Origin of the sequence: Burkholderia sp. Nafp2/4-1b (assembly GCF_003635165.1) — a bacterium.
In the GTDB taxonomy this organism is placed as follows: domain Bacteria; phylum Pseudomonadota; class Gammaproteobacteria; order Burkholderiales; family Burkholderiaceae; genus Burkholderia.
The window spans coordinates 44,546-70,514 of sequence record NZ_ML058606.1 but is presented as its reverse complement, the minus strand read 5'-3'; the positions used below and the strand labels follow the sequence as shown (position 1 = coordinate 70,514).

General features: G+C 67.9%; 24 protein-coding genes and 1 riboswitch. Of the genes, 10 read left to right on the top strand and 14 right to left on the bottom strand.

Features of this window, described 5'->3' with window-relative positions; genetic code table 11:
* Positions 1-43 precede the first annotated feature (43 nt).
* The 10 genes from C7H84_RS16265 to C7H84_RS16210 all read right to left on the bottom strand — a co-directional run bounded on the left by C7H84_RS16265 (position 44) and on the right by C7H84_RS16210 (position 11,054).
* Entirely contained in the window at positions 44-1,114 is a 1,071-nt protein-coding gene (locus C7H84_RS16265) for a porin (RefSeq protein ID WP_121859739.1), read from the bottom strand.
* Between the two features lie 168 nt (positions 1,115-1,282).
* A complete protein-coding gene (locus tag C7H84_RS16260) occupies positions 1,283-2,707 on the bottom strand; it encodes a cytosine permease (protein WP_121859738.1) in 1,425 nt (474 codons plus the stop codon).
* 303 nt (positions 2,708-3,010) lie between these two features.
* Positions 3,011-3,685 carry an SOS response-associated peptidase family protein gene (locus tag C7H84_RS16250; protein WP_121859737.1) on the bottom strand — a complete coding sequence of 225 codons (675 nt, stop codon included), beginning with the start codon at positions 3,683-3,685 and terminating at the stop codon, positions 3,011-3,013.
* A 234-nt stretch (positions 3,686-3,919) separates the two neighbouring features.
* Positions 3,920-4,549 carry an NAD(P)H-binding protein gene (locus tag C7H84_RS16240; RefSeq protein WP_121859736.1) on the bottom strand — a complete coding sequence of 210 codons (630 nt, stop codon included), beginning with the start codon at positions 4,547-4,549 and terminating at the stop codon, positions 3,920-3,922.
* Positions 4,550-4,694: 145 nt separating this feature from the next.
* The gene (locus C7H84_RS16235) at positions 4,695-4,943 is read right to left on the bottom strand and encodes a hypothetical protein (RefSeq protein ID WP_162999290.1); all 249 of its coding nucleotides are present in this window, start codon (positions 4,941-4,943) and stop codon (positions 4,695-4,697) included.
* 71 nt (positions 4,944-5,014) lie between these two features.
* Positions 5,015-6,406, bottom strand: a complete 1,392-nt coding sequence (lpdA, locus tag C7H84_RS16230; RefSeq protein WP_121859734.1) for a dihydrolipoyl dehydrogenase — start codon at positions 6,404-6,406, stop codon at positions 5,015-5,017.
* A gap of 5 nt (positions 6,407-6,411) precedes the next feature.
* Positions 6,412-7,764 (bottom strand): dihydrolipoamide acetyltransferase family protein, encoded by a 1,353-nt coding sequence (locus C7H84_RS16225; protein ID WP_121859733.1) that lies wholly within the window; start codon positions 7,762-7,764, stop codon positions 6,412-6,414.
* Between the two features lies 1 nt (position 7,765).
* The gene (locus C7H84_RS16220; protein ID WP_121859732.1) at positions 7,766-8,809 is read right to left on the bottom strand and encodes an alpha-ketoacid dehydrogenase subunit beta; all 1,044 of its coding nucleotides are present in this window, start codon (positions 8,807-8,809) and stop codon (positions 7,766-7,768) included.
* A 2-nt stretch (positions 8,810-8,811) separates the two neighbouring features.
* A complete protein-coding gene (locus tag C7H84_RS16215; protein WP_121859731.1) occupies positions 8,812-10,044 on the bottom strand; it encodes a 3-methyl-2-oxobutanoate dehydrogenase (2-methylpropanoyl-transferring) subunit alpha in 1,233 nt (410 codons plus the stop codon).
* A gap of 383 nt (positions 10,045-10,427) precedes the next feature.
* Positions 10,428-11,054, bottom strand: coding sequence for a flavin reductase family protein (locus C7H84_RS16210; protein ID WP_121859730.1), 627 nt, complete (start codon positions 11,052-11,054; stop codon positions 10,428-10,430).
* Between the two features lie 915 nt (positions 11,055-11,969).
* On the opposite strand from C7H84_RS16210, the gene C7H84_RS16200 reads away from it, so the two are divergent.
* The 7 genes from C7H84_RS16200 to C7H84_RS16170 all read left to right on the top strand — a co-directional run bounded on the left by C7H84_RS16200 (position 11,970) and on the right by C7H84_RS16170 (position 19,191).
* On the top strand, positions 11,970-12,995 hold the full coding sequence (locus tag C7H84_RS16200; RefSeq protein ID WP_121859729.1) for a substrate-binding domain-containing protein: 1,026 nt from the start codon (positions 11,970-11,972) through the stop codon (positions 12,993-12,995).
* Positions 12,996-13,084: 89 nt separating this feature from the next.
* A complete protein-coding gene (locus tag C7H84_RS16195; RefSeq protein ID WP_121859728.1) occupies positions 13,085-14,113 on the top strand; it encodes an ABC transporter substrate-binding protein in 1,029 nt (342 codons plus the stop codon).
* Positions 14,114-14,129: 16 nt separating this feature from the next.
* The gene (locus tag C7H84_RS16190) at positions 14,130-14,954 is read left to right on the top strand and encodes an ABC transporter permease (RefSeq protein WP_121859727.1); all 825 of its coding nucleotides are present in this window, start codon (positions 14,130-14,132) and stop codon (positions 14,952-14,954) included.
* A 10-nt stretch (positions 14,955-14,964) separates the two neighbouring features.
* The gene (locus C7H84_RS16185) at positions 14,965-15,861 is read left to right on the top strand and encodes an ABC transporter permease (RefSeq protein WP_121859726.1); all 897 of its coding nucleotides are present in this window, start codon (positions 14,965-14,967) and stop codon (positions 15,859-15,861) included.
* A 13-nt stretch (positions 15,862-15,874) separates the two neighbouring features.
* The gene (locus C7H84_RS16180) at positions 15,875-16,906 is read left to right on the top strand and encodes an ABC transporter ATP-binding protein (RefSeq protein ID WP_121859725.1); all 1,032 of its coding nucleotides are present in this window, start codon (positions 15,875-15,877) and stop codon (positions 16,904-16,906) included.
* 38 nt (positions 16,907-16,944) lie between these two features.
* On the top strand, positions 16,945-17,769 hold the full coding sequence (locus C7H84_RS16175) for a phosphodiesterase (protein WP_121859724.1): 825 nt from the start codon (positions 16,945-16,947) through the stop codon (positions 17,767-17,769).
* A 222-nt stretch (positions 17,770-17,991) separates the two neighbouring features.
* On the top strand, positions 17,992-19,191 hold the full coding sequence (locus C7H84_RS16170; RefSeq protein ID WP_121859723.1) for an MFS transporter: 1,200 nt from the start codon (positions 17,992-17,994) through the stop codon (positions 19,189-19,191).
* A 24-nt stretch (positions 19,192-19,215) separates the two neighbouring features.
* On the opposite strand, the gene C7H84_RS16165 is transcribed toward C7H84_RS16170, so the two are convergent.
* Positions 19,216-20,427, bottom strand: coding sequence for an EamA family transporter (locus C7H84_RS16165; RefSeq protein ID WP_121859722.1), 1,212 nt, complete (start codon positions 20,425-20,427; stop codon positions 19,216-19,218).
* Positions 20,428-20,922: 495 nt separating this feature from the next.
* Between C7H84_RS16165 and C7H84_RS16160 the strand changes: the two genes are divergently transcribed.
* Both C7H84_RS16160 and C7H84_RS16155 read left to right on the top strand, forming a co-directional pair.
* Positions 20,923-21,276 carry a type II toxin-antitoxin system RelE/ParE family toxin gene (locus C7H84_RS16160; RefSeq protein ID WP_121859972.1) on the top strand — a complete coding sequence of 118 codons (354 nt, stop codon included), beginning with the start codon at positions 20,923-20,925 and terminating at the stop codon, positions 21,274-21,276.
* Complete coding sequence (locus C7H84_RS16155; protein WP_121859721.1) at positions 21,273-21,554, top strand: XRE family transcriptional regulator; 282 nt, start codon at positions 21,273-21,275, stop codon at positions 21,552-21,554. The genes C7H84_RS16160 and C7H84_RS16155 overlap by 4 nt, the downstream gene beginning before the upstream one ends.
* Before the next feature lie 45 nt (positions 21,555-21,599).
* On the opposite strand, the gene C7H84_RS16150 is transcribed toward C7H84_RS16155, so the two are convergent.
* The 3 genes from C7H84_RS16150 to C7H84_RS16140 all read right to left on the bottom strand — a co-directional run bounded on the left by C7H84_RS16150 (position 21,600) and on the right by C7H84_RS16140 (position 23,418).
* Positions 21,600-22,388: a molybdopterin-dependent oxidoreductase gene (locus C7H84_RS16150; protein ID WP_121859720.1), complete on the bottom strand. Its 789-nt coding sequence runs from the start codon at positions 22,386-22,388 to the stop codon at positions 21,600-21,602.
* Between the two features lie 29 nt (positions 22,389-22,417).
* Entirely contained in the window at positions 22,418-23,050 is a 633-nt protein-coding gene (locus tag C7H84_RS16145) for a cytochrome b/b6 domain-containing protein (RefSeq protein WP_121859719.1), read from the bottom strand.
* A 104-nt stretch (positions 23,051-23,154) separates the two neighbouring features.
* Positions 23,155-23,418: a pentapeptide MXKDX repeat protein gene (locus C7H84_RS16140; RefSeq protein WP_121859718.1), complete on the bottom strand. Its 264-nt coding sequence runs from the start codon at positions 23,416-23,418 to the stop codon at positions 23,155-23,157.
* A gap of 276 nt (positions 23,419-23,694) precedes the next feature.
* Positions 23,695-23,811: riboswitch (TPP riboswitch) on the top strand.
* A 124-nt stretch (positions 23,812-23,935) separates the two neighbouring features.
* Between C7H84_RS16140 and thiC the strand changes: the two genes are divergently transcribed.
* Positions 23,936-25,867 carry a phosphomethylpyrimidine synthase ThiC gene (gene thiC, locus C7H84_RS16135; protein WP_006759244.1) on the top strand — a complete coding sequence of 644 codons (1,932 nt, stop codon included), beginning with the start codon at positions 23,936-23,938 and terminating at the stop codon, positions 25,865-25,867.
* Positions 25,868-25,969: the final 102 nt, after the last annotated feature.

The window sequence follows — 25,969 nt, the reverse complement described above, 5'->3', positions numbered from 1 at the left end:
CAACGGGGATGAAGCAGGCGCCGGCCCGGCGCCCGCTGCATCGTCAGAAGCGATGCACGATGCCGAGCTGCACGCCGCGCGCGTTCGCGCCCGGATACGCGAGCGGCAGGCCCGGGTTCGCCGCGCCGGCGAGCGTGTAGCCGGCCTGGTTGCGGTTACGCAGGTACGACAGCGCACCGTAGAAGCTCGTGCGCTTCGACAGGTCGTATTCGTACATCAGCCCGAACTGGTCCGCGTGGTCGCCCTGCGACGTCTGGTCGTGCAAGTATGCATAGCCGAGCGCGACGTAGTTCGCCGGGTTGAGCTGATACTTGACCGACAGCCCGTACACGCGCGAATCGATCCCGAGGTCGGCCCACTTCACCGCGGAGAAACCGCCGTACACGGTTGCCTTGCCGATCTCGTACGATGCGCCGGCCAGGATCGTGCGATCGGTGGTGGTCGCCGTCCGGTTCTTCAGCCACTGCCCCGCGACGAACGCCGCGAACGGCCCGTGCGTGTACGTCAGGTCGAACTGCTGGCTGGAACCCGCGGAGCGCACGCCGCCCGCGTCGCCGAATCCGAAGTACAGCCCGGCCTGGAAGCCGGCGATCTCCGGGCTCTGGTACGACAGCGTATTGCTGGTGCGAAACGCGAACACGGTCAGGTTGTCCATGCCGGACGCCTGCGTGACGCCGCCGAACGCATCCTGCCCGCCCTGGTCGTTGAACAGCGGCGAATTCTGGCGGCCCGCGCGCACCTTGCCCCACTGCCCTGCGATGCCGACCCACGCCTGCCGGTTGAACATGCTGCCGGCGCTTGCGAGCGAACCGTCATTCGGGTTGAAGCCGTTCTCGAGCGCGAACTCTATCTTCTGGCCGCCGCCGAGGTCCTCGCCGCCCTTCATCCCGAAGCGGCTGCCCCACTGGCCACCGGAGCCGATCGCTGCCGTATAGCCGTTGCCCGTGTTCACGTACTGCGCGAATTCGTCGATCACGCCGTACAGCGTGACGCCGTCCTGCGCGAGCGCGGCACCCGAGCCGCCCACGCATGCGGCCGCGACTGCGATGCGAAGACCGGCATGCGCCGACCGCGCCCCGGAACGATTGTCTCGTGCGTTCATTTGTTTAGTCATGCTATTCAATGATAAGGGAATGAAACGATGCCGGCACGGTGGTCTGCCATGCCGGCATCGCGAATAACGAAGATGGGTACAGCGTGACTGCCGCGCGCGCCCGGGGTCGGGCGCGGCGGGCCGCTCAGGCCGGCTGCTGGCCGGCCCGACGGACGATGCGATGCGCGATCAAACCTCGCCGCGTTCGAGCGGCAGGATCAGGCGCTCGGGGATGCTCCGGCGCGATGCGCGGGCGGCGATGTAATACAGCACGGCCGGCACGATGAGGCCGAGGATCCACGAGATGTCGGTGCCGCCGAGCGCGTCGACGAGCGCACCCGTGTAGATGTGCGTCGACATGAACGGCACCTGCACGAGGATGCCGACCACGTAGATCGTGATCGCCATCACGTTCCAGCGGCCGTAGCGGCCGTCCGGATCGGACAGCGCCGGCACGTCGTAGCGCGAACGCGTGAAGCAGTAGTAGTCGACCAGGTTGATCGCGCTCCACGGTGTGAAGAACGCGAGCAGGAACAGGATGAACGCGGTGAATTCCTTCAGGAACGAATGGCGGCCGGCCAGCGCGATCAGCGTCGACACGCAGATCATCCCGAAGATGTAGACGAGGCGGCTCTTCGACGACACCGCGCCCTTGCCGCGGAACCCGCTGACGATCGTCGCCATCGACATGAAGCTGCCGTACGCGTTGAGCGCGGTCACCGTCACCTTGCCGAACGCGATGCTGAAGTACAGCAACGCCGCCACCGCGCCCGTCGAGCCGAGGCCGACGATATACGACACTTCATGGTGCGCGAACTGGCTGCCGGCCAGCGCGGCCGCGAACACGCCGAACACCATCGCCGCCTGCGCGCCGAGCACGGAGCCGAGGCCGACCGCGAGGAAGGTGGCGACCGACGACGTCGAGCGCGGCAGGTAGCGCGAATAGTCGGCGACGTACGGGCCGAACGCGATCTGCCACGACGCGGACAACGACATCGACAGCAGGAAGCTCGCGAGCGAGAAATGCTTGTTCGCGAGCAGCGCGCCGACGTCGTGGTTCGCGAACAGCTGCGTGAACATATAGACGAACGCAACGATGCCGATCACGCTCGCGATCCGGCCGACGAAGTGGATCGCGCGATAGCCGAACACCGTCAGCACGACGATCACGGCCGCGAACAGCAGGATGCCGGCCGCGTCGTCGACGTGCAGCAGTTGCGCGACGGCTTGCCCGGCAAGCACCGAGCCGCTCGCGGAAAAGCCGATGTACATCAGGCACACGAGCACGATCGGAATCATCGCGCCGTAGACGCCGAACTGCACGCGGCTCGAGATCATCTGCGGCAACCCGAGCTGCGGCCCCTGCGCGCCGTGCAGCGCCATCACCGCGCCGCCGACCAGCTGGCCGAGCAGCAACGCGACCAGCGACCAGAACACGTCGCCGCCGAGCACCACCGCCAGCGCGCCCGTGACGATGGCCGTGATCTGCATGTTCGCCGACAGCCACAGCGTGAACTGGCTCAGCAGTCCGCCGTGGCGTTCGGCGTCGGGAATGAAATCGATCGAGCGTACCTCGATCAGACCGCCGGCTTTTCCACTGGGATTCGTTGACACGGGAAAATCTCCAAGATACTGAGGATCACAAATGGTTTGGACGAGACGAAAATGTGCCGAGCCGCCCTTTCGGCTCGTCGGGTGCGGTGCGCCGTGGATCGCCGGCATGCGCCACGCACGCACGGTCTGCACGCTGGCGCGCAACCGGCACGACGTGTGCCGACATTGCCAGCGGATGATCTTGTATATACAACTTGCCCGATATCGGGGATTACCCGATATCGGGCAACTTTCGAAATCGTCTGAAAGGTCGGCGCGCGCGTGCCTGTGCAGCAGCGGGTCGCGCGAATGAAAAATGAAAGCTCAGGTGCCCGCGGGCGGCTGATCGGGTGCGGCGACGAGGTCGTCGACGGGAAGCAGGTTCAGCATGCGGCGCGCGGCTTCGATGTCGCGCACGTGCAGCCATTCGTCGTAGTCGTCGCGACGCAGCATCACGACGCCCCGCTTCTCGTCGCCGGGCCGATGCATGCGTGCGAACACGGGGTGATCGTCGGCATTGACCGTGAGCATCGTCATGCCGATCCGCTCGCGGCCGTCCGGCGTTTCGTAACGCCGCCAGATGCCGGCGACGCAGCACGGTTGCCAGCCGTCGACGCCGATCCGATGCCACACGTTGCGGCCCGTCTCGTAGCACGGCTCGACGATCCAGCGCACCGGAATCAGGCAGCGCTGGCCGTTGCGCCATGCGTTGCCGTAGAGCCGCGACGAGGCGACCGTTTCCGCGCGCGCGTTGACGGTATCGAGCTTCTTTCGCTTGCGGCCGTTTTCATCGACGCGCTCGGGCTGCATGAATTTCGGCCAGAAGCCGAACACCGCGCTGACGACCGCGAGCCCGTCGCCGTCGGCAAGCGCGATCGGCGCCGCGTAGTCGGGATACACGTCGGGCCGCCACGGATCGCGGCGATACAGGTCGCCGATGCCGATCCTCAGTTCGCTGATGCCGGGGTCTTCATCGGGGGCGCGGTAGTGGGTGCACACGGTTCGGCCGGGATGGACGCAATGTCTTCATCGTAGGTCAGCCGGCATGCCGCGTTCGCCCTATCGAATCGTGTGACGAAACAGTCTTACGCCACACGGTGGAATTCCAGCTCGCGACGCCGCGCAACAACGATGGCGGCGAAGTGCTGGACGCGTTCCGCGATGCGCTCGCGGAGCAGTTGGGCCCGCTCGATGGTGTCGGGCACAACTGATCGACGCCCACCGCCCTTTCGTTCAGGCGAGCCGTTCCGATCCGATCACGTGCACGCCCGGGCGCGCGTCGAGCGCGGCATCGAGCAGCGCGCGCGCAATGCGCGGCGCCGGATTCACGCGCCACTTCAGCGGCAACAGCGACCCGGCGGCACTGAGCGCAAGCACCAGCAGCCGTTCGCCGAACCGGAATTCGTCGCGGCTGCCGCCGATCAGGCCCGGTCGCACACAGGTGAGCGACGTGAAGCCGATGCCCGCGAGCGCTTGCTCGACCTCGCCCTTCACGCGGTTGTAGAAGATGCGCGACGCAGCATCCGCGCCGAGCGCGGAATTCAGTACGTAGGTCGGCGTGCCGTACCGGTGCGCGAGGCGCGCGACCGCGAGCGGATAGTCGTGATCGACGCGGCGGAATGCTGCCTGCGAGCCTGCGGCCCGCATCGTGGTGCCGAGGGTGCAGATCACGGCATCGGCCTGCCACGCGTCGGCCGTCTCGGGCAGATGATCGAAGTCGACCGCGAGCGCGCGCAGCTTCGGATGCGGCGACAACGGCCGGCGCGCGAGCACGACGACCCGGTCGACCCGCGCATCGGCCAGCGCGAGTTCGAGAACGTGGCGCCCGACGAGTCCGGTCGCGCCGACGAGCAGCAGTTTCATTCGGATAGTTCCGTGTGGAGCCGCTACAGGCGGCCGGGAAGCGAAAATCGCGCGCCGCCGCGCGCGCATGTCGTGCGGCAGAGCACCCGCCCGTGCGCGGCAACCGGCCGCGCTATCGACACGATGAACGGTTCGCTCGTCACGGTCAACGACCGGCTTCGCCGCGCTGCAACCGGCCGGTCATGCCGCCACGCACGCGTGTGGAACCGCGTGTCGGCGCCGTCGAGGAGCGATGGCCGCTGTGCCAGTCGGCGACTGGCAACGTGCGGGCCGCACGATCCGCTTGGATCGGTTTCTGCATCGGCGCCAGCGCCTCCATCGGCGCGTTCTCGTCATTCTTCGACGCACCGACGACACGCTGTCGCGAGAGATCCGGCTGGCTCAGCGCGTACATCGCGTCCGGCACGCAAAACAAAAAGCCCCGCCGCAGCGGGGCTCCGTTCGGCCATGCATGCCGCATCGGGATCACACATGCAGCGCATGCCCCAGCGCGCGCAACGCCGCCTCCTGCATCGCTTCGCCGAGCGTCGGATGCGCGTGGATCGTGCCGCCGACGTCCTCGAGCCGCGCGCCCATCTCGATCGACTGCGAGAACGCCGCGGCCAGTTCCGACACGCCGCGCCCGACCGCCTGCCAGCCGACGATCAAATGCGTATCGCGTCGCGCCACGACGCGCACGAAACCGTCGGTGGCCTGAAGCGTCATCGCGCGCCCGTTCGCCGCGAACGGGAACGACGCGCTGATGCAGTCGACGCCGGCCGCCTTCGCGTCGTCGGGCGACCAGCCGGACGTGACGACCTCAGGGTCGGTGAAGCACACGGCGGGAATCGACGCGGGTATGAATTTGCGGCGCCGTCCCGCGATCAGCTCCGCGACCATCTCGCCCTGCGCCATCGCGCGATGCGCGAGCATCGGCTCGCCGGCGACGTCGCCGATCGCCCACACGTTGCGCATCGACGTGCGGCATTCGTCGTCGATACGCAGCGCGCGGCCGTTGCGATCGAGCGGCAGCGCTTCGAGCCCGAAGCCGTCGACGCGCGGCCGGCGGCCCACGGCCACCAGCACGCGATCGGCCGCAAGCGTCTGCTCCGCGCCGTCGGGCGCCTGCACGCGCACCGCGCCGTCGGTCGCGAGGCCCAGCACCTTGTGGCCCAGCCACAGGCCGACGCCGAGCCGCGCGAGCGAATCGGCGACCGGCTTCGCGAGTTCCGCGTCATACGCAGGCAGCACGCGCTCAGCCGCTTCGACGATGCTCACGTCGACGCCGAGCTTGCGATAGACGGTCCCGAGTTCGAGCCCGATGTACCCGGCGCCGACGACGACCAGCCGCTTCGGCAGCGACGTCGGGGACAGCGCTTCGGTCGACGACACGACGTGACCGCCGAACGGCATCGACGGCAGCGCGACCGGTTCCGAGCCCGTCGCGAGCAGCAGGTGTTCGCATGCGATGCGCGTCGTGTGATCGCCGGCGACGACGTCGACCGTCTTGCCGTCGACGACGCGCGCGTCGCCATGCAGCACGCGCACGCCGTGCTTCTTCAGCAGCGCGCCGACGCCGCGCGTGAGCCGCTCGACGATGCCGTCCTTCCACGCGACGCTTTTCGCGATATCGATCTCCGGCGTGCGCACGCGAATGCCGAGCATGCCTTCGCCTGCCTGTCCGCACGCCTGCTCGAACGCGTCGGCGACGTGGATCAGCGCCTTCGACGGAATGCAGCCGATGTTCAGGCACGTGCCGCCGAGCCGTTCGCGCTCGACGAGCACCGTCGGAATGCCGAGCTGCCCCGCGCGAATCGCGGCGACGTAACCGCCCGGCCCGCCGCCGATGACGAGCAATGTGGTGTGTTCGTTCGCCATCGCGCTCACTCCACGAACAGCAATACCGGGCGCTCGAGCAACCCGCGCACGGCCTGGATGAATTCGGCCGCGTCCGCGCCGTCGACCACGCGATGGTCGAACGACGACGACAGGTTCATCATCTTGCGCGCGACGATCGCGCCGTCGCGGATCATCGGCCGCTCGACCATCCGGTTCACGCCGACGATGCCGACCTCAGGATGGTTGATCACCGGCGTCGACACGATGCCGCCGAGTGCGCCGAGGCTCGAGATCGTGATCGTCGAGCCGGTCAGCTCGTCGCGCTGCGCGCGATTCGCGCGCACCGCATCGGCAAGCCGCGCGATTTCCGCCGAGATAGACCAGACGTCGCGCGCTTCCGCGTGGCGCAGCACGGGCACCGTGAGGCCGCCGTCCGTCTGCGTCGCGACGCCCATGTGCACCGCGCCGTATTGCGTGACGACACCGGCTTCGTCGTCGTAGCGCGCGTTGATCTGAGGGAAGTCGCGCAGCGCGATCACCATCGCGCGGATCAGCAGCGGCAGCGGCGTGAGCCGGCCGCGCGTGTCGCCGTAACGGCGATTCAACTCCGCGCGCAGCGCTTCGAGCTCGGTAACGTCGATTTCCTCGACGTAGCTGAAGTGCGGAATGCGGCGCTTCGCTTCCTGCATCTTGCGCGCGATCGCGCGCCGCAAGCCGATCACCGGCACTTCGATTTCGTCGTTGCGCTCGTCGTAACCGTGCGCTTGCGAGCCACGACTGGCACCATGGCCGCCCGTGCGCGCATACGCATCGAGGTCCGCGTGCAGGATGCGCCCTGCGTCGCCCGTGCCGCGCACGAAGCGCAGCTCGATGCCCATGTCCCACGCGCGCTGGCGCACCGCCGGCGACGCAAGCGGCCGTTCGGCCGGCGCGAGCGCCGCGCGCGGCTGTGCCGCACGTTCCGCGCGATGCGGCTCGGCCGGTGCGCGATGCGCCGCGGGCGGCGTTGCGTGCGTCTTTGCCCGCGACGACGCATGCGTTTCGGATTCCTCTTCGACAGAGGACGGCTTGGCGTGCACGTCGGCCGGCGCCGGACGCGGCGCCGCCTCCGCTGCCGCATCCCGCCCCTTCGCACCCGGCTTCAGGTTGCCCTCGCCTTCGACTTCGAGACGAATCAGCTCGCTGCCGACCGCCATCATCTCGCCGATCCGGCCGCCAAGTTCCAGCACCTTGCCCGCGACCGGCGACGGAATCTCCACCGCCGCCTTGTCGGTCATCACATCGGCGAGCGGCTGATCCTCGGCGATCGTCTGGCCAGGTTGCACGTGCCAGGCCACCAGCTCGACCTCGGCGATCCCTTCGCCGATATCCGGCATCTTGATGACATGAATGCCCATCTCACGCCTCCATCACGCGTCGCAACGCTTCGCCAACCCGGGCCGGGCCGGGGAAATACGCCCATTCCTGCGCGTGCGGATACGGCGTGTCCCAGCCCGTCGTCCGCTCGACCGGTGCTTCCAGGTGATAGAAGCAATGCTCCTGCACGAGCGACACCAGTTCCGCACCATAGCCGCAGGTGCGCGTCGCTTCGTGCACGACGACGCAGCGGCCAGTCTTGCGCACCGAGGCGACGATCGTGTCGAGGTCGACCGGCCACAGCGTGCGCAGGTCGATCACTTCCGCGTCGATGCCGGTTTCCTCCGCCGCGGCAAGCGACACGTGAACGGTCGTGCCGTACGTCAGCACCGTCACGTCGTTGCCGGGCCGCACGATCGCGGCCGTATCGAGCGGCACCGTGTAATAGCCTTCCGGCACCGCGCTGCCCGGATGCTTGAGCCACGACGTGACCGGACGCTCGTGATGGCCGTCGAACGGCCCGTTGTACAGGCGTTTCGGCTCGAGGAAGATCACCGGATCGTCGTTCTCGATCGATGCGATCAGCAGCCCTTTCGCGTCGTACGGATTCGACGGCATCACCGTGCGCAATCCGCAGACCTGCGTGAACATCGCCTCCGGGCTCTGGCTGTGCGTCTGGCCGCCGTAGATGCCGCCGCCGCACGGCATCCGGATCGTCATCGGCGCGGTGAACTGGCCCGCCGAGCGATAGCGCAGCCGCGCGCCTTCCGACACGATCTGGTCGGACGCCGGATAGAAGTAGTCGGCGAACTGGATCTCGCAAACCGGCCGCAAACCGTACGCGCCCATCCCGACCGCCGCGCCGACGATCCCGCCTTCGGAGATCGGCGCGTCGAACACGCGCGACTTGCCGTACTTGGCCTGCAGCCCTTCGGTGCAGCGGAACACGCCGCCGAAGTAGCCGACGTCCTGCCCGAACACCACCACGTCGCCGTCGCGCTCGAGCATCACGTCCATCGCGGAGCGCAGCGCCTGGATCATCGTCATCGGCTGCCCCGATGCCGTCGTCGTTTCATGTTGCGCCATGATCACGCTCCCAGTTCCTGGCGCTGACGGCGCAGGTGCGCGGGCAGCTCCTTGTACACGTCGTCGAACATCGACGCCGGCGACGGAATGCGATCGTCGGCGAGCGTCCCGAACTTCTCCGCTTCCTTCTGCGCGGCAATCACCTCGGCTTCGAGCTCGGCCGTAAGCGCGTCGTGCGTGCTGTCCGACCAGATGCCTTTCGCGATCAGGTGCTGCTTGAAGCGGGCGATCGGATCGCCGAGCGGGAAATGGGCCCAGTCGTCGCTTGGCCGGTATTTGGTCGGATCGTCCGACGTCGAGTGCGCGCCCGCGCGGTAGGTGACCCACTCGATCAGCGTCGGGCCGAGATTGCGGCGCGCGCGCTCGGCGGCCCACGTCGATGCCGCGTAGATCGCGAGAAAATCGTTGCCGTCGACGCGCAGCGACGCGATGCCGCAACCGACGCCGCGCCCGGCGAAGGTCGTGCCCTCGCCGCCCGCGATCGCCTGGAACGTCGAGATCGCCCACTGGTTGTTGACGACGTTCAGCACGACCGGTGCGCGATACACGTGCGCGAACGTCAGCGCGGTGTGGAAGTCGGCTTCCGCGGTCGCGCCGTCGCCGATCCACGCGGACGCGATCTTCGTGTCGCCCTTGATCGCCGACGCCATCGCCCAGCCGACCGCCTGGATGAACTGCGTCGCGAGGTTGCCGGAAATCGAGAAGAAGCCGGCCTCCCGATCGGAGTACATCACCGGAAGCTGGCGGCCCTTCAGCGGGTCGCCTTCGTTCGACATCAGCTGGCAGATCATCCGCTCGAGCGGCACGTCGCGTGCGATCAGGATGCTCTGCTGCCGGTAGGTCGGGAAGCACATGTCGCCGTGACGCAGCGCCATCGCATGCGCGGCGCCGATCGCCTCTTCGCCGAGGCTCAACATGTAGAAGGAGATCTTCTTCTGACGCTGCGCGATCATCATCCGCGCGTCGAAGATGCGGGTCTTCAGCATCGCGCGCATCCCGGCGATCAGGCGCGCATCGTCGAGGTCCGGTGCCCACGGGCCGACGGCTTGGCCGTGGTCGTCGAGCACGCGCACGAGGCTGCGCGCGAGATGGGCGGTGTCCGCCGGCGCAACGTCGATCGGCGGCCGACGAACCGCGCCGGCCGGCGATAGATGCAGATAGGAAAAATCCGTCTTGCAGCCCGGACGCCCGGTGGGCTCCGGCACATGCAGACGCAATGGCTCTGACAGGCTCATCGTGTCGTCTCCACGCTCGATTGTGTCTCACGCTGATATGAAACGCGCGGCCGGTTGCCGGCTCACGCGCGAGCTGGCGCGCGGATAAGCACGCCAACCTTGGGAATCTATGCCTTGCGGTGCGCCGCGTCGATGCCCAACCCGCTCGTTTGCCGTGAGCAGATTTGCCATGACGAAGGTGGACGGGCGGCCGGCGCCGACCGGGTGATGAACGACGCTCGCCTGTGCTGCGATGCGTCAACGGCCGTTCAGATCATGTCGGAGGATACGAAACAAAAGACCCCGCGAAATCCTGGATATCGGCGGGGTCATTCTGTGGGCGTGTTCTGCTGCGCTCGCACGCTCCAGCGTGCGCGTGCCGGATCGTTCCGGCCGGTGATGAATTACGCGTCGGGTCGCGCGATGTCGAAGCGGCTGTCGGGCGTGACGTGCACGTAGGCGGTCGGTCCGCCCGCGCGGAGAATGATGCCCGCGCCGAAGGTATCGAAGATGCCGTCCTTCAGCAGATCATGGCGGATATGCACCGCGATGACTTCGCCGAGCACCAGCGTGGCGGGCGTGTCGACGCCGTGATGATCGCGCAGCCGGATCACGTCGGTCACCTTGCATTCGAAATTGACGCCACTTTCCGCCACGCGCGGCACGTTGACGAGACGCGACGCAAGCGCGGTCAGGCCGCCCAGTTCGAATTCGTCGACGTCGTACGGCACCGCGGCACAGGTCTGGTTCATCCGCTCGGCGAGCTCGCGCGTCGCGAGATTCCACACGAACTCGCCGGTCTCCTGCACGTTGCGCAGGCTGTCCTTCGCGGCGGTGCTCGAAAAGCCGATGATCGGCGGACGATAGTTGAACGCGTTGAAGAAGCTGTACGGCGCGAGGTTGACCGTGCCGTCGCTGCCGCGCGACGAAATCCAGCCGATCGGGCGCGGGCCGATGATCGCGTTCAACGGATCGTGCGGGAGGCCGTGGCCTTGCGCGGGTTCGTAATAATGATGGGTCGAGTCGGTCATGGCGGGTGGTGTTGCGGGACGAAGGCGAACTGCGTTGGAGGCGAACGACGTTAGCGCGTGTGCCGCCGCCGGCACCGACGTGCCGTGCGACGGGCGTGCCCAGTATCACATGGCGTTGCTTTCGTCGCAGCGATGCTGCCCGCGCGAATTCCGTTGCAGCGCCGGCGCATGGCGATGCCAAACAAAAAACCCGCGAGTGCAGCGCTGCTCGCGGGTTTTCAGACCTTGCTCGAATCGCGTCGACGCGATCGATGGTGCCGGGGACCGGACTTGAACCGGCAAGCCAATTAAGGCGGCGGATTTTCGTCACACTGCTTCTTTCGAAGTCGGCGTCGTCGGAACGACGCCGTTCGTGCGCTGGACTATGCCTTCGCCATCGCGCGCGGGCGTGATCGCCGCCCGTGCGCCTTAGGCGCCCCCCGTCTAGTCTCTACACCTTCCTCGCTGCAGTCGTGCCGCGAGGCTTGGCTCGGCGTTGCCTCGACGCGTGTCGCGCATCAGGGGTTTCGCCGAATTTGAAGGGTTCTGCACCGACCGTTTCCGGCCGGGCACTCAATCGTTTAAGTCCGCTATGTTTACCAATTTCATCACCCCGGCAAAAGGGCGGACGCGATTCTACCATTGCTTGCGCATGCGTTCCCCGATTCCCGCGCAGCACATCGCGACGCAGCATGTGCGCGTGCGCCGTTCGCGGCCCCATTCACGGCCGCAATCGACATCGATACGACACCGTTGGCGATTTCTTCCCGCGGCGCAACATCCTGCCGATACAATCGAAGCCGCCCCGTTCACCAGATGCAAAACGTCTGAAGTTTGTATCGCACCTTTTGCGAAACAGACGTCTCGCGCGTCATCGCGAAGTCACAAACGTTTTCGATAATTTCCCCGTCGAAAACGTTTACATCGCTTCACGCCATGACCCCCACCATCAAGGATGTCGCTGCCCTCGCGGGCTTCTCGATCGCCACCGTTTCGCGCGCGATCAACGCGCCGCATACCGTCAGTCCCGCGACGCTCGCGACGATCCGCACCGCCATCGACACGCTGCAGTTCCGCCCGAGCCCGCTCGGCCGGCAATTGCGCGGCGAGCGCACGCGCCTCATCGGCGTCGTGCTGCCGACGCTGTCGAACCCGGTGTTCGCCGACTGCCTGCACGGCATCGACGAACTCGCGACCGCGGCGGGCTTCAAGCTGATCCTGATGACGACCGAATACGACGCGGCGCGCGAGCGCCACGCGATCGAGACGCTGCGCGAGCAGCGCGTCGAAGGGCTGATCCTGACCGTCGCCGATGCGGACACGCATCCGCTGCTCGACATGCTCGACCGCGACGGCCCGCACTACGTGCTGATGCACAACGACACGCAGCGGCGCCCGTCGGTGTCGGTCGACAACCGCAGCGCCGCGTACGACGGCGTGCGCCTGTTGACCGCGCGCGGCCATCGTCGCGTGCTGATGCTGGCCGGCTCGCTCGTGGCGTCGGATCGCGCGCGCCAGCGCCATCTCGGCTACGCGCAGGCGCTCGAGGAAGCCGGCGTCGCGACGCTGCCGCCGGTCGAAGTCGACTTCAATGCAGCCGAGCTGCCCGACGCGGTGCTCGCGCATCTCACCGCGAAGGCAACGCGCCCGACCGCCCTCTTCTGCAGCAACGACGTGCTCGCGATGGTCGTGATGCGCGGCCTGCGCCGCGCGGGCTTCTCGATTCCCGACGACCTGTCGGTGCTCGGCTTCGACGGCATCGCGCTCGGCGAGCTGCTCGCGCCGCCGCTCGCGAGCGTCGCGACGCCGAACCAGGACATCGGCCGCCACGCGTGGCGGCGCCTCGTCGAATGCATCGGCGGCGCGACGATCGAGCGCACGTCGCTGATCCTGCCGCACACGGTGCGCGACGGCGCGACGATCGCAGCGCCGGCCGCCGACCTGCAATTGCGCCACGCGTGAGCGCACGCGCCGCGCCATCGTGCGCGGCGTGGCGCGATACGCCGCGACATACCCCACGAAATACCCCGCTACCCACCCGGAGATCCACCGTGTCCTTTCGCCTGACCTCGCTGCTGCGCATGCTCGCAGCTCCCATTGCCTGCGCCGCGCTCGTCGCGTTCGCTCCCGCGGCCCATGCCGACGACACCGCGATCTGCTACAACTGCCCGCCCGAATGGGCCGACTGGGCCGCGCAAATCGCGGCAATCAAGCAGAAGACCGGCATTCGCGTGCCGTTCGACAACAAGAACTCGGGCCAGGCGATCGCACAGCTGATCGCCGAGCAGAAGAGCCCGGTCGCCGACGTCGTGTATCTCGGCGTGTCGTCGGCCTTCCAGGCAAAGGACAAGGGCGTGATCGCGCCGTACAAGCCCGCGCACTGGAACGACATTCCCGCGAACCTGAAGGATCCGCAAGGCTACTGGTTCGCGATCCACTCGGGCACGCTCGGCTTCTTCGTGAACAAGGACGCACTCGACGGCAAGCCGGTGCCGCGCTCGTGGGCCGATCTGCTGAAGCCGGAATACAAGGGCATGGTGGGCTACCTCGATCCGTCGAGCGCGTTCGTCGGCTATGCAGGCGCGGTCGCCGTCAACCAGGCGCTCGGCGGCAGCCTCGACAACTTCAAGCCGGGCCTCGACTGGTTCCACAAGCTGAAGGAGAACGCGCCGATCGTGCCGAAGCAGACCGCATATGCGCGCGTGCTGTCCGGCGAGATTCCGATCCTGCTCGACTACGACTTCGACGCGTATCGCGCGAAATACAAGGATCACGCGAACGTCGAGTTCGTGATTCCGAAGGAAGGCACGATCGCGGTGCCGTACGTGATGAGCCTCGTGAAGGGTGCGCCGCACGACGCGAACGGCAGGAAGGTGCTCGACTTCGTGCTGTCCGACGAAGGCCAGAAGCTGTGGGCGAACGCATACCTGCGTCCGGTGCGCGCGCAGACGCTCGGCGCCGACATCGCCGCGAAGTTCCTGCCGGCGAGCGAATACGCACGCGCGAAACCGGTCGACTTCGGCAAGATGGCGGCCGGCCAGCAAGCGTTCGGGCTGCAATACCTGCAGATCATGCAGTAAGCGCCGGACCCAAGCCATGCTCGACCTGACTTTCCCGCTGCGCTGGCGCGTCGCGCTCGTCGCGCCGGCGCTCGCGGTGTTTGCCGCCTTCTGGCTGTTGCCGATGGCCGCCCTCGTGCGGGTGTCCGCCGACGGCGCGTTCTTCGCGCAGTACGCGGCGCTGCTCGGCAACGCGCGCTACATGAAGAGCCTCGGCGAAACGGTTGCGCTGTCGGCCGGCGTCACGCTCGCGACGCTCGCGCTGTCGACGATCTCCGGCCTGCTGCTCGCGCGCCGCGAGTTCGCGGGCAAGCGCGTGCTGCTCGCGCTGCTCACCTTCCCGCTCGCGTTCCCCGGCGTCGTGGTCGGCTTCATGGTGATCATGCTCGCCGGGCGCCAGGGGCTGATCGGCATGCTGTCCGCGAAGCTGACCGGCGACAAATGGGTGTTCGCGTATTCGGTGGCCGGGCTGTTCGTCGGCTACCTGTACTTCTCGATCCCACGCGTGATCGTCACCGTGATCGCGGCCGCGTCGAAGCTCGACGCATCGCTCGAGGAAGCCGCGCGCTCGCTCGGCGCGTCGCCGTGGCGCATCTTCGTCGACATCGTGCTGCCGGCGCTCACGCCCGGCCTGATCGCGGCCGGCGCGATCTGCTTCGCGACCGCGATGGGCGCGTTCGGCACGGCGTTCACGCTCGCCACCGACCTGAACGTGCTGCCGATGACGATCTACACCGAGTTCACGCTGAACGCGAACATCGCGACGGCGGCCGGCCTGTCGATCGTGCTCGGCATCGTCACGTGGGCCGTGCTCGCGCTCGCGCGCCGGTTCACCGGCCACACCGCCGCCGCCGCGGCCTGAGGAATCCTGCATGCAATCGCTTTCCGGTTCGTCCGCGCCGTCGCCGACGCCTGCTCCGTCGCACGCGAACGGCGCCGCCCGACGCGCGCCGCGTGTGTCGGGCGCACGCGCGATCACCGCGCTGCAATGGAGCGTCACGCTGCTGCTGTGCGCGTTCATGATCGTGCCCGTCGTGATGTCGGTGCTCGCCGGCCTCACGGTCAACTATTTCCGCGGATTGTCGAGCGGACTCACGCTGCGCTGGATCGAACAGGTGTGGCAGCAATACCAGGGCTCGGTCGCGCTTTCGCTCGGCGTCGCGTTCGCGACGCTCGCGATCGTGCTCGCGGTCGGCGTGCCGGCCGGCTACGCGCTCGCGCGCAGCAAGAGCCGCGTCGCGCGCGCGATCGAGGAAGCGCTCGTGCTGCCGGTCGCGCTGCCTGGCCTCGCGTCGGCGCTCGCGCTGCTGGTCGTGTACGGCGGCTTCACCGCGTTCCGGATGAGCCTGTGGTTCATCGTCGTCGGCCACGTCGTGTTCACGCTGCCGTTCATGGTGCGCGCGGTCGCGGCGGTCGCGTCCGGCGCCGACCTGCGCACGATCGAGGAAGGCGCGGCGAGCCTCGGCGCGTCGTTCGTCACGCGCTTCGTGACGATCGTGCTGCCGAACCTGCGCCCCGGCATCGTCGCGGGGGCACTCGCAGTGCTCACGCTGTCGATCGGCGAATTCAACCTGACGTGGATGCTGCACACGCCCGATACCAAGACGCTGCCCGTCGGGCTCGCCGATACCTATGCGTCGCTGCGTCTCGAAGTCGGCAGCGCGTACACGATCGTGTTCCTGCTGATGACGCTGCCGCTGCTCGTCGCAATGCAGTGGCTCGGCGTCGATCCATCCGGCACGCGCGCGCTGAAGCGCCGCGCGCGCTGACTCCACCGCTCTCATGAAACTCGACTCCACTCCCATCACCCTGACCCGCTGCGCGAAGACGTTCCGCGGCACCCGCGTGCTCGAACCGCTCGACCTGTCGATCGGCGCGGGCGAGACGCTCGTGCTGCTCGGCCCGTCGGGCTGCGGCAAGACGACGACGCTGCGCCTGATCGCGGGCCTCGACACGCCGGATGCCGGCGGCACGATCGCGTTCGGCGCCGACGACGTGACCGCGCTGCCGATCGAGCGCCGCCAGGTCGGCATGGTGTTCCAGAACTACGCGCTGTTTCCGAACCTGACGGTGCGCGGCAACGTCGGCTACGGGCTGAAGATCCGCAAGACCGAGCCGCGCGCGCTGCGCGAGCGCGTCGACGAACTGCTCGCGATGATGCGGCTCGACGCGCATGCGGACAAACCGGTCGATCAGCTGTCGGGCGGCCAGCGCCAGCGGGTCGCGCTGGCGCGCGCGCTGACGGTGCGCCCGCGCGTGCTGCTGCTCGACGAGCCGCTGACCGCGCTCGATGCAAAGCTGCGCGACGTGCTGCGCCGCGACATGAACGCGCTGCTGCGCGAGCTCGGCGTGACGACCGTGTACGTCACGCACGACCAGGCCGAGGCGATGGAGCTCGGCGACCGGATCGTCGTGATGGGCGCGGGCCGCATCGAGCAGATCGGCACGCCGCGCGACATCTACTACCGGCCGGCGAACCGCACGGTCGCGCAGTTCATCGGCACGCTGAACCGGCTTGCGGGACAATGGCGCGACGGCGCGCTCGTGACGACCGGCGGCTCAATCGTCACGCCGCACGCCGCCGACGAGTGGTTCTTCCGCCCGGAGGACGCGCAGCTCGCCGATCCCGCGCGTGCGCCGCTGCGCGGCGCGATCGGCGCGTGCGCGTTCCTCGGCGAGCGCACGCGGCTCACGATCGAGCATGCGGCACCCGACGCGCTCGTGATCGACGTGCCGGGCCGCATCGAGCTCGCACGCGGCACGGCAGTCGGCCTCGCGATCGCGGCGGAAGGCCTGATCGCACTCGCCGCGTAACACCGCTCCACGATAACCAGACATTCCGAGGAACGACGATGCTGCTTGCTCAAATCAGCGATCTCCACATCAAGCGCCCGGGCCAGCTCGCGTACCGGCGCGTCGACACGGCCGCCGCGCTCGCGCGCTGCATCGCGAAGCTGAACGCGCTGGTGCCGCGCCCCGATGCGGTGCTCATCACCGGCGACCTGACCGACTTCGGCCACGACGACGAATACCGTCACCTGCGCGAACTGCTCGCACCGCTCGAGATTCCGTATTACCTGATGGTCGGCAACCACGACGACCGTGCCGGGCTGCGCCGCGCGTTCGCCGATCGCCCCGAATTGCAGGACGGCGAATTCGTGCAGTACGCGCTCGACGTCGGCGCCGTGCGCGTGCTCGCGCTCGATTCGCAGGTGCCCGGCACGAGCGGCGGCGACCTGTGTGACGCCCGGCTCGCGTGGCTCGCCGCGCAGCTCGATGCCGCACGCGACCGGCCGGTAATCGTCGCGCTGCATCACCCGCCGTTTGTGTCCGGGATCGGACACATGGACGCGCTGCGCCTCGCGCCCGCCGCCGCCGCGAAACTCGATGCGCTGCTGCGCGGCTATCCGAACGTCGAGCGCGTGCTGTGCGGCCACGTGCACCGGACGATGTTCACTCGCTTCGGCGGCACGCTCGCGTCGGCCGTGCCGGCGCCCGCGCATCAGGTGGCGTTCGACCTGCGCACGGACGCGCCGTCGGCGTTCCGGCTCGAGCCGCCGGCGTTCGCGGTGCACGCCCATGCGCCGGACACGGGGATGATGTCCCATCATGTGTATGTCGATGAAGGCGACGGGCCGTATCCGTTCTATGAACCGAGCGGGGAGCTGGTCGACTGACCATGCGCATCGCTCGCGCATGGTGGGCGGCTGGGGTGGTCGGGGGCGCGTTGTGGCTGATCGCGGTCGATAGCGGACGCTCGCGGTGCGTCATGCCGTGAGCGCCGGCACGATTTCCGGTGCTCCGGTATGATCGGCAGCCTCGATCGACGCGCCGGCCGCCCGCGCAATCGCAGTTGCGCCGCACGCCCCCGCGCCGCCCAACTCCGTTCCGTTGCCGCCATGTCCGCCGCCTCCACCGACCATCCGACCGACGCCGCCTCGCCCCACTACTCGCGCAGCCTGCTGTTGCTGCTCGCGACGATCGCGGGCGTGTCGGTCGCGAACATCTACTACAACCAGCCGCTGCTCGACAGCTTCCGCTCGGCGTTTCCCGACGGCGCGTCGTGGATCGGCGCGGTGCCGACCGCGACGCAGCTCGGCTATGCGGCCGGGATGTTCCTGCTCGCGCCGCTCGGCGACCGTTTCGATCGCCGCGGGCTGATCCTGATGCAGATCGCCGGCCTGTCGGTCGCACTGATCGTGGCCGCGACCGCGCCGTCGCTGGCGGTGCTCGCCGCCGCGAGCCTCGCGATCGGCATCCTCGCGACGATCGCGCAGCAGGCGGTGCCGTTCGCGGCCGAAATCGCGCCGCCGGCCGAACGCGGGCACGCGGTCGGCACCGTGATGAGCGGCCTGCTCCTCGGGATCCTGCTGGCACGCACGGCGGCCGGCTTCGTCGCCGAATATTTCGGCTGGCGGGCAGTGTTCGGCGCGTCGGTCGTGGCGCTGGTCGCGCTGGCCGCGGTGATCGTGCTGCGACTGCCGCGCAGCTCGCCGACCTCGACGCTGTCGTACGGCAAGCTGCTCGGGTCGATGTGGCACCTCGCGGTCGAGTTGCGCGGGCTGCGCGACGCGTCCTTGACCGGCGCCGCGCTGTTCGCCGCGTTCAGCGCGTTCTGGCCCGTGCTCACGCTGCTGCTCGCCGGCGCGCCGTTCCATCTCGGCCCGCAGGCCGCGGGGCTGTTCGGGATCGTCGGGGCGGCCGGTGCGCTCGCCGCGCCGTATGCCGGCCGTTTCGCGGACAAGCGCGGCCCGCGCGCGATCATCTCGCTCGCGATCGCACTGCTCGCGGCGTCGTTCGTGATCTTTGCGCTGTCGGGGACGAGCCTCGTCGGGCTGGTGATCGGCGTGATCGTGCTGGATGTCGGCGTGCAGGCCGCGCAGATCTCGAACCAGTCGCGCATCTACGCACTGAAGCCGGACGCACGCAGCCGCGTGAACACCGTGTACATGGTGTGCTACTTCATCGGCGGCGCGCTCGGCTCGTCGGTCGGCGTCGCCGCGTGGCATGGATTCGGCTGGACCGGCATGTGCGCGGCCGGGCTGCTGTTTACCGCGCTCGGCGGCTGGTTCCACCACCGCGGCGCACGGCACGGCTGAACGCGGCGGGCCGCGCGGCGGGCGTCACGCGTCCGCGCGTGCGGCGGCCGCTTCGCCTGCCGGCGGCGGCACCGTGAAGGCCGGTGCGGGATCCATGACCGCGCCCGGATCGACCACGGCGGCCGGCGCCGGCACCCCGAGCGTGACAGCGGACGGCGTGAGGATCGGCGCCGGCTCCGGCGTCGCGGGCTGCTCCGGCGCGGGCGCCGCACCTGCTGCCGACTCGGCCGAGTCCGCCGACTCAGCCGTCACGGCCGCTGCTGTCGCAACGGCCGGCGAAGCGTCCGCCGCCGCGCGCGCCGCGGGCCGGCGCGCCGGATCGAACAGGAACGACAGCCCGACGCTGCCGAGAATCGCGACCGTCGCGACCACGGTTGCCTGCGTGACCGGCTCGCCGAGCATCAGCGCGCCGAGCGCGACCGCGACGATCGGGTTCACGTACATGCAGCTGCTCGCGATGATCGGGCTCGTATGGCGGATCAGGTAGCCGTACGCGACGTACGCGGCCATCGTGCAGAACACCATCAGGTACAGGAACGCGAGCACCGGGACGGCCGCGACCTGCTCGACGCGCTCGCCGAGCAGCCATGCGGCAAGCGTGGACATCAACCCGCCGAGGCCGATCTGCAGCGACGTCGACAGGAACAGGTCCGACGGCAGCTTGAGCCGCGTTGCGAGATGCGCGCCGCCCGCCCAGAACAGCGCGCCGGCGAGCACGCAGATCGTGCCGAGCGCCGAGTTCGCGGCAGCCGCGCCGCCCGAATTCAGCACGACGATGCCGACCATCCCGAGCGCGACGGCCGCCCACTCGCCCTTTGTCACCGGGCGCCCGGCGACCGCCGCGATCACGGTCGCGAACAGCGGCACCGTGGCGACCATCACCGCGGCCGAGCCGCTGCTGACCGTGCGCATCCCGAGCGCGATCGTGCCCGACGACAGCGCGACGAGCATCGTGCCGACGATCGCCGAGTTGCGGATCTCCAGCAGCGTCGGCCATTCGGGCTTGCGCCGCAGCGCGAAGATGAACAGGCCGATCCCGCCGAGCAGGTTGCGCAGCCCCGACAGCAACAGCGGCGGGAACGACTGCAGCGCGAAATGCAGGCCGCTGTAGGTCGAACCCCAGACGAAATAGATGAAGACCAGCGCCAGCGCGACGCGGCCGCCGCGGCTTTGCGGCAGGCGGATGCGGAACGGCAGGCGGGCGAAGAGATCGAGGAGGCGGTCGAGCGGTGTCATCGTTCAGCCTGCCCGCACGACGACGTGTCGCGTGCTCCGCTGAAAGACGCCGGCGAGGCCGGCAAACGATCCCGACGGGATCGGGAAGGCGGAAACGAACGTGCGGAACGACATGGCAGTGCGAACGGCGACGAAGAAGAACCGGCAAGCGGCGGCGGAGGCTCAAAAAAACGTGCGCGAGCCGCTTCGGCTGCGCACGCTCGGCATTATGGCATCACGGATTCGAAAGCATCGTCAGACCGGTCTGAAAGGATATCGATTGATGTTTCGGCGCGACATTTGCCGGGATCCGTCCGAACGGAATCCGGTGCCAGATGCGTGCCGCGCGGGGCCGCGAAGACCACCAGGCATCCGTTCCCGCCCATCGCGATCGATGCATCGGCCTGACGGCCAGTTCCGCCCCACGCAGGCCGTTGCGCGCTTATGGTGACGATCGGCGGTCCGTCCGGCCGCCCATGCTCCGCCCATTCGAACGCACACCATCTATACAAAATTTTGTATAATTCCACCATTCTTCCGCCGAAGCCGGTTGTCTTCGTCGGCAACGCACTCGACGCGCTTCGCGGTTTTCCGGTGTCGGCGCGCCGCGAAGCCGGCCACCAGATCGACCAGGTGCAGCGCGGCCTGGCGCCCGACGATTGGAAGCCGATGCGCACCGTCGGCCCCGGCGTGCGGGAAATTCGCCTGCGCGATACGAGCGGCGCCTTCCGGATCGTCTACGTCGCGACTTTCGCCGACGCGATCTACGTGCTGCACTGCTTTCGCAAGCAATCGGCGCGCACCTGCCAGGCCGATATCGACCTGGCCGCCCGGCGCTATCGGGCACTGACGTTGGAGAGGAAACGATGAGCAACGAACGCCATGCGAGCGTCTGGGACGCAATCGAGGGCCAGCCGGCCGAGGCCGACAACATGAAGCTGCGCTCCGAGCTGATGATCGCGCTCAAGCAGCGCATCGCGCAGCTGGAACTCAGCCAGGCGCAGGCCGCGAAGCAGCTGGGTGTCACGCAGCCGCGCGTGTCCGATCTGTTGCGCGGCAAGATCAACCTGTTCGCGCTCGACGCGCTCGTGAACATGGCCGCGGCGGTCGGCCTGCGCGTCGAGCTGCAGGTGCGCGACTCCGCGTAACGCAGCGGGCCCCCGCGGCGGGCGCTTGCGGGCGCGCCCCGCCGCTTACGACCCGCCGAACCAGTTGTAGCCCTGGTCGACCCAGTAGCCGCCCGGGTAGGTATCGGTCACGAAGATTTCCATGATGTGCTTCGGGTTCTTGTAGCCGAGCTTGGTCGGCATCCGCAGCTTCATCGGAAAACCGAATTCCGGCGGCAGGCGCCGGCCGTCGTAGTCGAATGCGAGCAGCGTCTGCGGATGCAGTGCGGTCGGCATGTCGATGCTTTCGTAGTAATCGTCCGCGCATTTGAAGCCGACGAATTTCGCGTGCGTATCGGCGCCGGCGCGTGCCAGGAACGCGCCGAACGGCGTGCCGCCCCAGCGCCCGATCGCGCTCCATCCTTCCACGCAGATGTGCCGCGTGATCTGCTCCGCGTGCGGCAGCGCATACAACTCGTCGAGCGTCCACACGCGCTTGCCCGTCACGCGGCCCGACAGCACGAGCCGGTACGCCGATGCGTCGACGTGCGGCACGTCGTCGATGCCGTAGTACGCGTTGAACGGGAACGGCCGCGTGATGTCGGCCTCGGTGTAGGTCGGCGCGAGCCGCTCGCCGCTGAAGAGCCACGCCTGCACGCGATCGTTCATGCGCGACACTTTCTCGAGGAACGTGTTGACCGACACGTCGTCCTTCAGCGTGCAGCCGGTCAGCATCGTCAGGCCGCCGAGCGTCAGGATGCGGCGGTTGAACAGCCGCCGCGACGGCATCTCCAGCTCGCGGCGCACGTCGAGCTCGAGCGACTTGCGGTCGAGCGCCCAGCGCGAATCAGCGCGCTTGTATTCGGATTCCGACATGATGATTTCCTTCACCCGGAGTTGACGGGTCAGCGCCCGCGCAGCATCGCGAGCAGCGAGCGCGGCACCAGCAGCGCCATCGCGACGTGCACGACGAAGAACCCGACGAGCAGCGACATCGCCCAGAAATGCACGACGCGCGCGTTGTCGTAACCGCCGAACAGTTCGCGCAGCAGCGGAAACTGCACCGACTTCCAGATCGTCAGCCCGGACAGCACCAGCACGATCAGATCGACGATCGCGACCAGGTACGCGGCACGCTGCACCGCGTTGTAGACGCTCAGATCGTCGTGCGCGAGCTGGCCGCGCAGCGCGGCGCGCACGTCGCGCCACACGGACGCCGGCGTGACGGGCAGCATCTTGCGGGCGAGGCGTCCGGTCGCGATCGACATCGTCAGGTAGAACAGCCCGTTGCCGACGAGCAGCCACATCGCCGCGAAATGCCATTGCAGCGCGCCGCCGAGCCAGCCGCCGAGCGTGATGCCGTGCGGAAACACGAACGGCGGATAGATCGGCGACGCATCGTAGATGCGCCAACCTGAGAGCGCCATCAGGATGGCCGCGAGTGCGTTGAGCCAGTGGCTCACGCGCACCCACAGCGGATGAATCTTGCGGGCGGGCGGCATGACGGCTGCGCGCCCGGTGGCGGGAACGGTTTGCATGATGAGGACTCCCGGAACGCGTCGACGAGACGAGTCGAAACAAAACGAGACGCGGGCGGCCGTCGTCGAGCACACGCGCCGGCCGCACGCCCTGCCCGGCTCCGTCAGTTCGACGGCGCCATCTTGTCGCCCGACGGCTTGCCCATCTCGTCGTGCGACATCTCGTCCTTCTTCATCGCGTCCTTCTTCATCGCATGTTTCTTCATGGCGCCCTTCTTCATCGCGCCGTCCTTCGCCATCGCGTCGTGGCCCATCGCGTCCTTCGACATCGACGCGCCGTTTTGCGACATCGCGTCGTTCTGCGCATACGCGCCCGTTGCAAGCGTGGCGAAAGCAGCGACACAGGTGGCGATCAGTACGTTTTTCATGACATCTCTCCAAAACATGGGTTTAAGGAGCCGAATAGACGGACGACGTCGCGGGAAATGACAGCCGCTGCGAAAATTTTTTTGAGGTCGCGCGAAGGCGCGCCATGTTGCACCGCTTCGCCGGGGCCGGCCCAGCCATGAGGCCATGAAGCCATGGAGCGGCGACGCGCGCTGTCATTTCGACGGGCCATCGTACCGCCCGCCATGCTGCGGCCGCACCGGGACGGCCGATCCCGTGCCGGTTGAAAGCGCCGCCAAGCCAGTGTATCGTGTGCGCTGCTAACGCGGGGGTCCTGCAATGCGTTCGGTCAAACAACCGGCATTGCGGGTGAGAAATACCCTTTGAACCTGATCTGGATAATGCCAGCGCAGGGAAGCGTACGGATTTCACCGCCATCCTTCTGACGAAATCCGCCGCCTCACCAAGCCTCGTCTCCTGCTTAGCTCGAGCCCCACATTCGTCAAGGGCTCCGGGCAAGCGCCGAAGCGCCTGTCCGGCGCTCACACAGGAGATTGCATGAACGCCAATCCGAAGTTTCTGTCTGCCGACGCCCACGTCGACGCCGCTGCCGTCGCCCCGCTGCCCAATTCGCGCAAGGTTTATGTAACCGGCTCGCAGCCCGACATCCGCGTGCCGATGCGTGAAATCACGCAGGCCGACACCCCGACCGGGTTCGGCGGCGAAAAGAATCCGCCGATCTACGTGTACGACACGTCGGGCCCCTACACCGATCCGGACGCGAAGATCGACATCCGCGCCGGCCTGCCCGCGCTGCGCCAGCGCTGGATCGAAGCGCGCGGCGACACCGAGGTGCTCGACGGCCTGTCGAGCCAGTACGGCCTCGAGCGCGCGGCCGACCCGGCCACCGCCGACCTGCGTTTCCCGGGCCTGCACCGCAATCCGCGCCGTGCGCAGCCGGGCAAGAACGTCACGCAGATGCACTACGCGCGCCAGGGCATCATCACGCCGGAAATGGAATACATCGCGATCCGCGAGAACCAGCGCCGCGCCGAATACATCGAGAGCCTGAAGTCGAGCGGCCCGAACGGCGCGAAGCTCGCCGCGATGATGGGCCGCCAGCACCCGGGCCAGGCGTTCGGCGCCGCGGCCTTCGGCGCGAATGCGCTCGCCGAGATCACCCCCGAGTTCGTGCGCGACGAAATCGCGCGCGGCCGCGCGATCATCCCCGCGAACATCAACCACCCGGAATCCGAGCCGATGATCATCGGCCGCAACTTCCTCGTGAAGATCAACGCGAACATCGGCAACTCGGCCGTCACGTCGTCGATCGGCGAGGAAGTCGACAAGATGACGTGGGCGATCCGCTGGGGCGGCGACACGGTGATGGACCTGTCGACCGGCAAGCACATCCATGAAACGCGCGAGTGGATCATCCGCAACAGCCCGGTGCCGATCGGCACGGTGCCGATCTACCAGGCGCTCGAGAAGGTCAACGGCAAGGCCGAGGACCTCACCTGGGAAATCTTCCGCGACACGCTGATAGAGCAGGCCGAGCAAGGCGTCGACTACTTCACGATCCACGCGGGCGTGCGCCTGCAGTACGTGCCGCTCACCGCGAACCGGATGACGGGCATCGTGTCGCGCGGCGGCTCGATCATGGCGAAGTGGTGTCTCGCGCATCACAAGGAAAGCTTCCTGTACGAACACTTCGAAGAGATCTGCGAGATCATGAAGGCGTACGACGTGAGCTTCTCGCTCGGCGACGGCCTGCGTCCGGGCTCGATCTACGACGCGAACGACGAAGCGCAGCTCGGCGAACTGAAGACCCTCGGCGAGCTCACGCAGATCGCGTGGAAGCACGACGTGCAGGTGATGATCGAAGGCCCCGGCCACGTGCCGATGCAACTGATCAAGGAGAACATGGATCTCCAGCTCGACTGGTGCAAGGAAGCGCCGTTCTACACGCTCGGGCCGCTGACCACCGACATCGCACCGGGCTACGACCACATCACGTCGGGCATCGGCGCCGCGATGATCGGCTGGTTCGGCACCGCGATGCTGTGCTATGTGACGCCGAAGGAGCACCTCGGGCTGCCGAACAAGGACGACGTGAAGGAAGGGATCATCACGTACAAGCTCGCCGCGCACGCGGCCGACCTGGCGAAGGGTCACCCCGGCGCGCAGGTGCGCGACAACGCGCTGTCGAAGGCGCGTTTCGAGTTCCGCTGGGAAGACCAGTTCAACATCGGCCTCGACCCGGACAAGGCGCGCGAATTCCACGACGAAACGCTGCCGAAGGATTCGGCGAAGGTCGCGCACTTCTGCTCGATGTGCGGCCCGCACTTCTGCTCGATGAAGATCACGCAGGACGTGCGCGAGTTCGCGGCGCAGCAGGGCGTGTCTGAAACCGAGGCGCTGAAGAAGGGGATGGAAGTCAAGGCGGTCGAGTTCGTGAAGACCGGCGCCGAGATCTATCACCGTCAGTAAGCACACGCGGCGGTCTGCCCTGACCGCATCGCGACGCACGGCAAAAGCCCGCTTTCGAGCGGGCTTTTTTGCGGGCGCGCCCGCACGCCGCGTGCCTGCCCG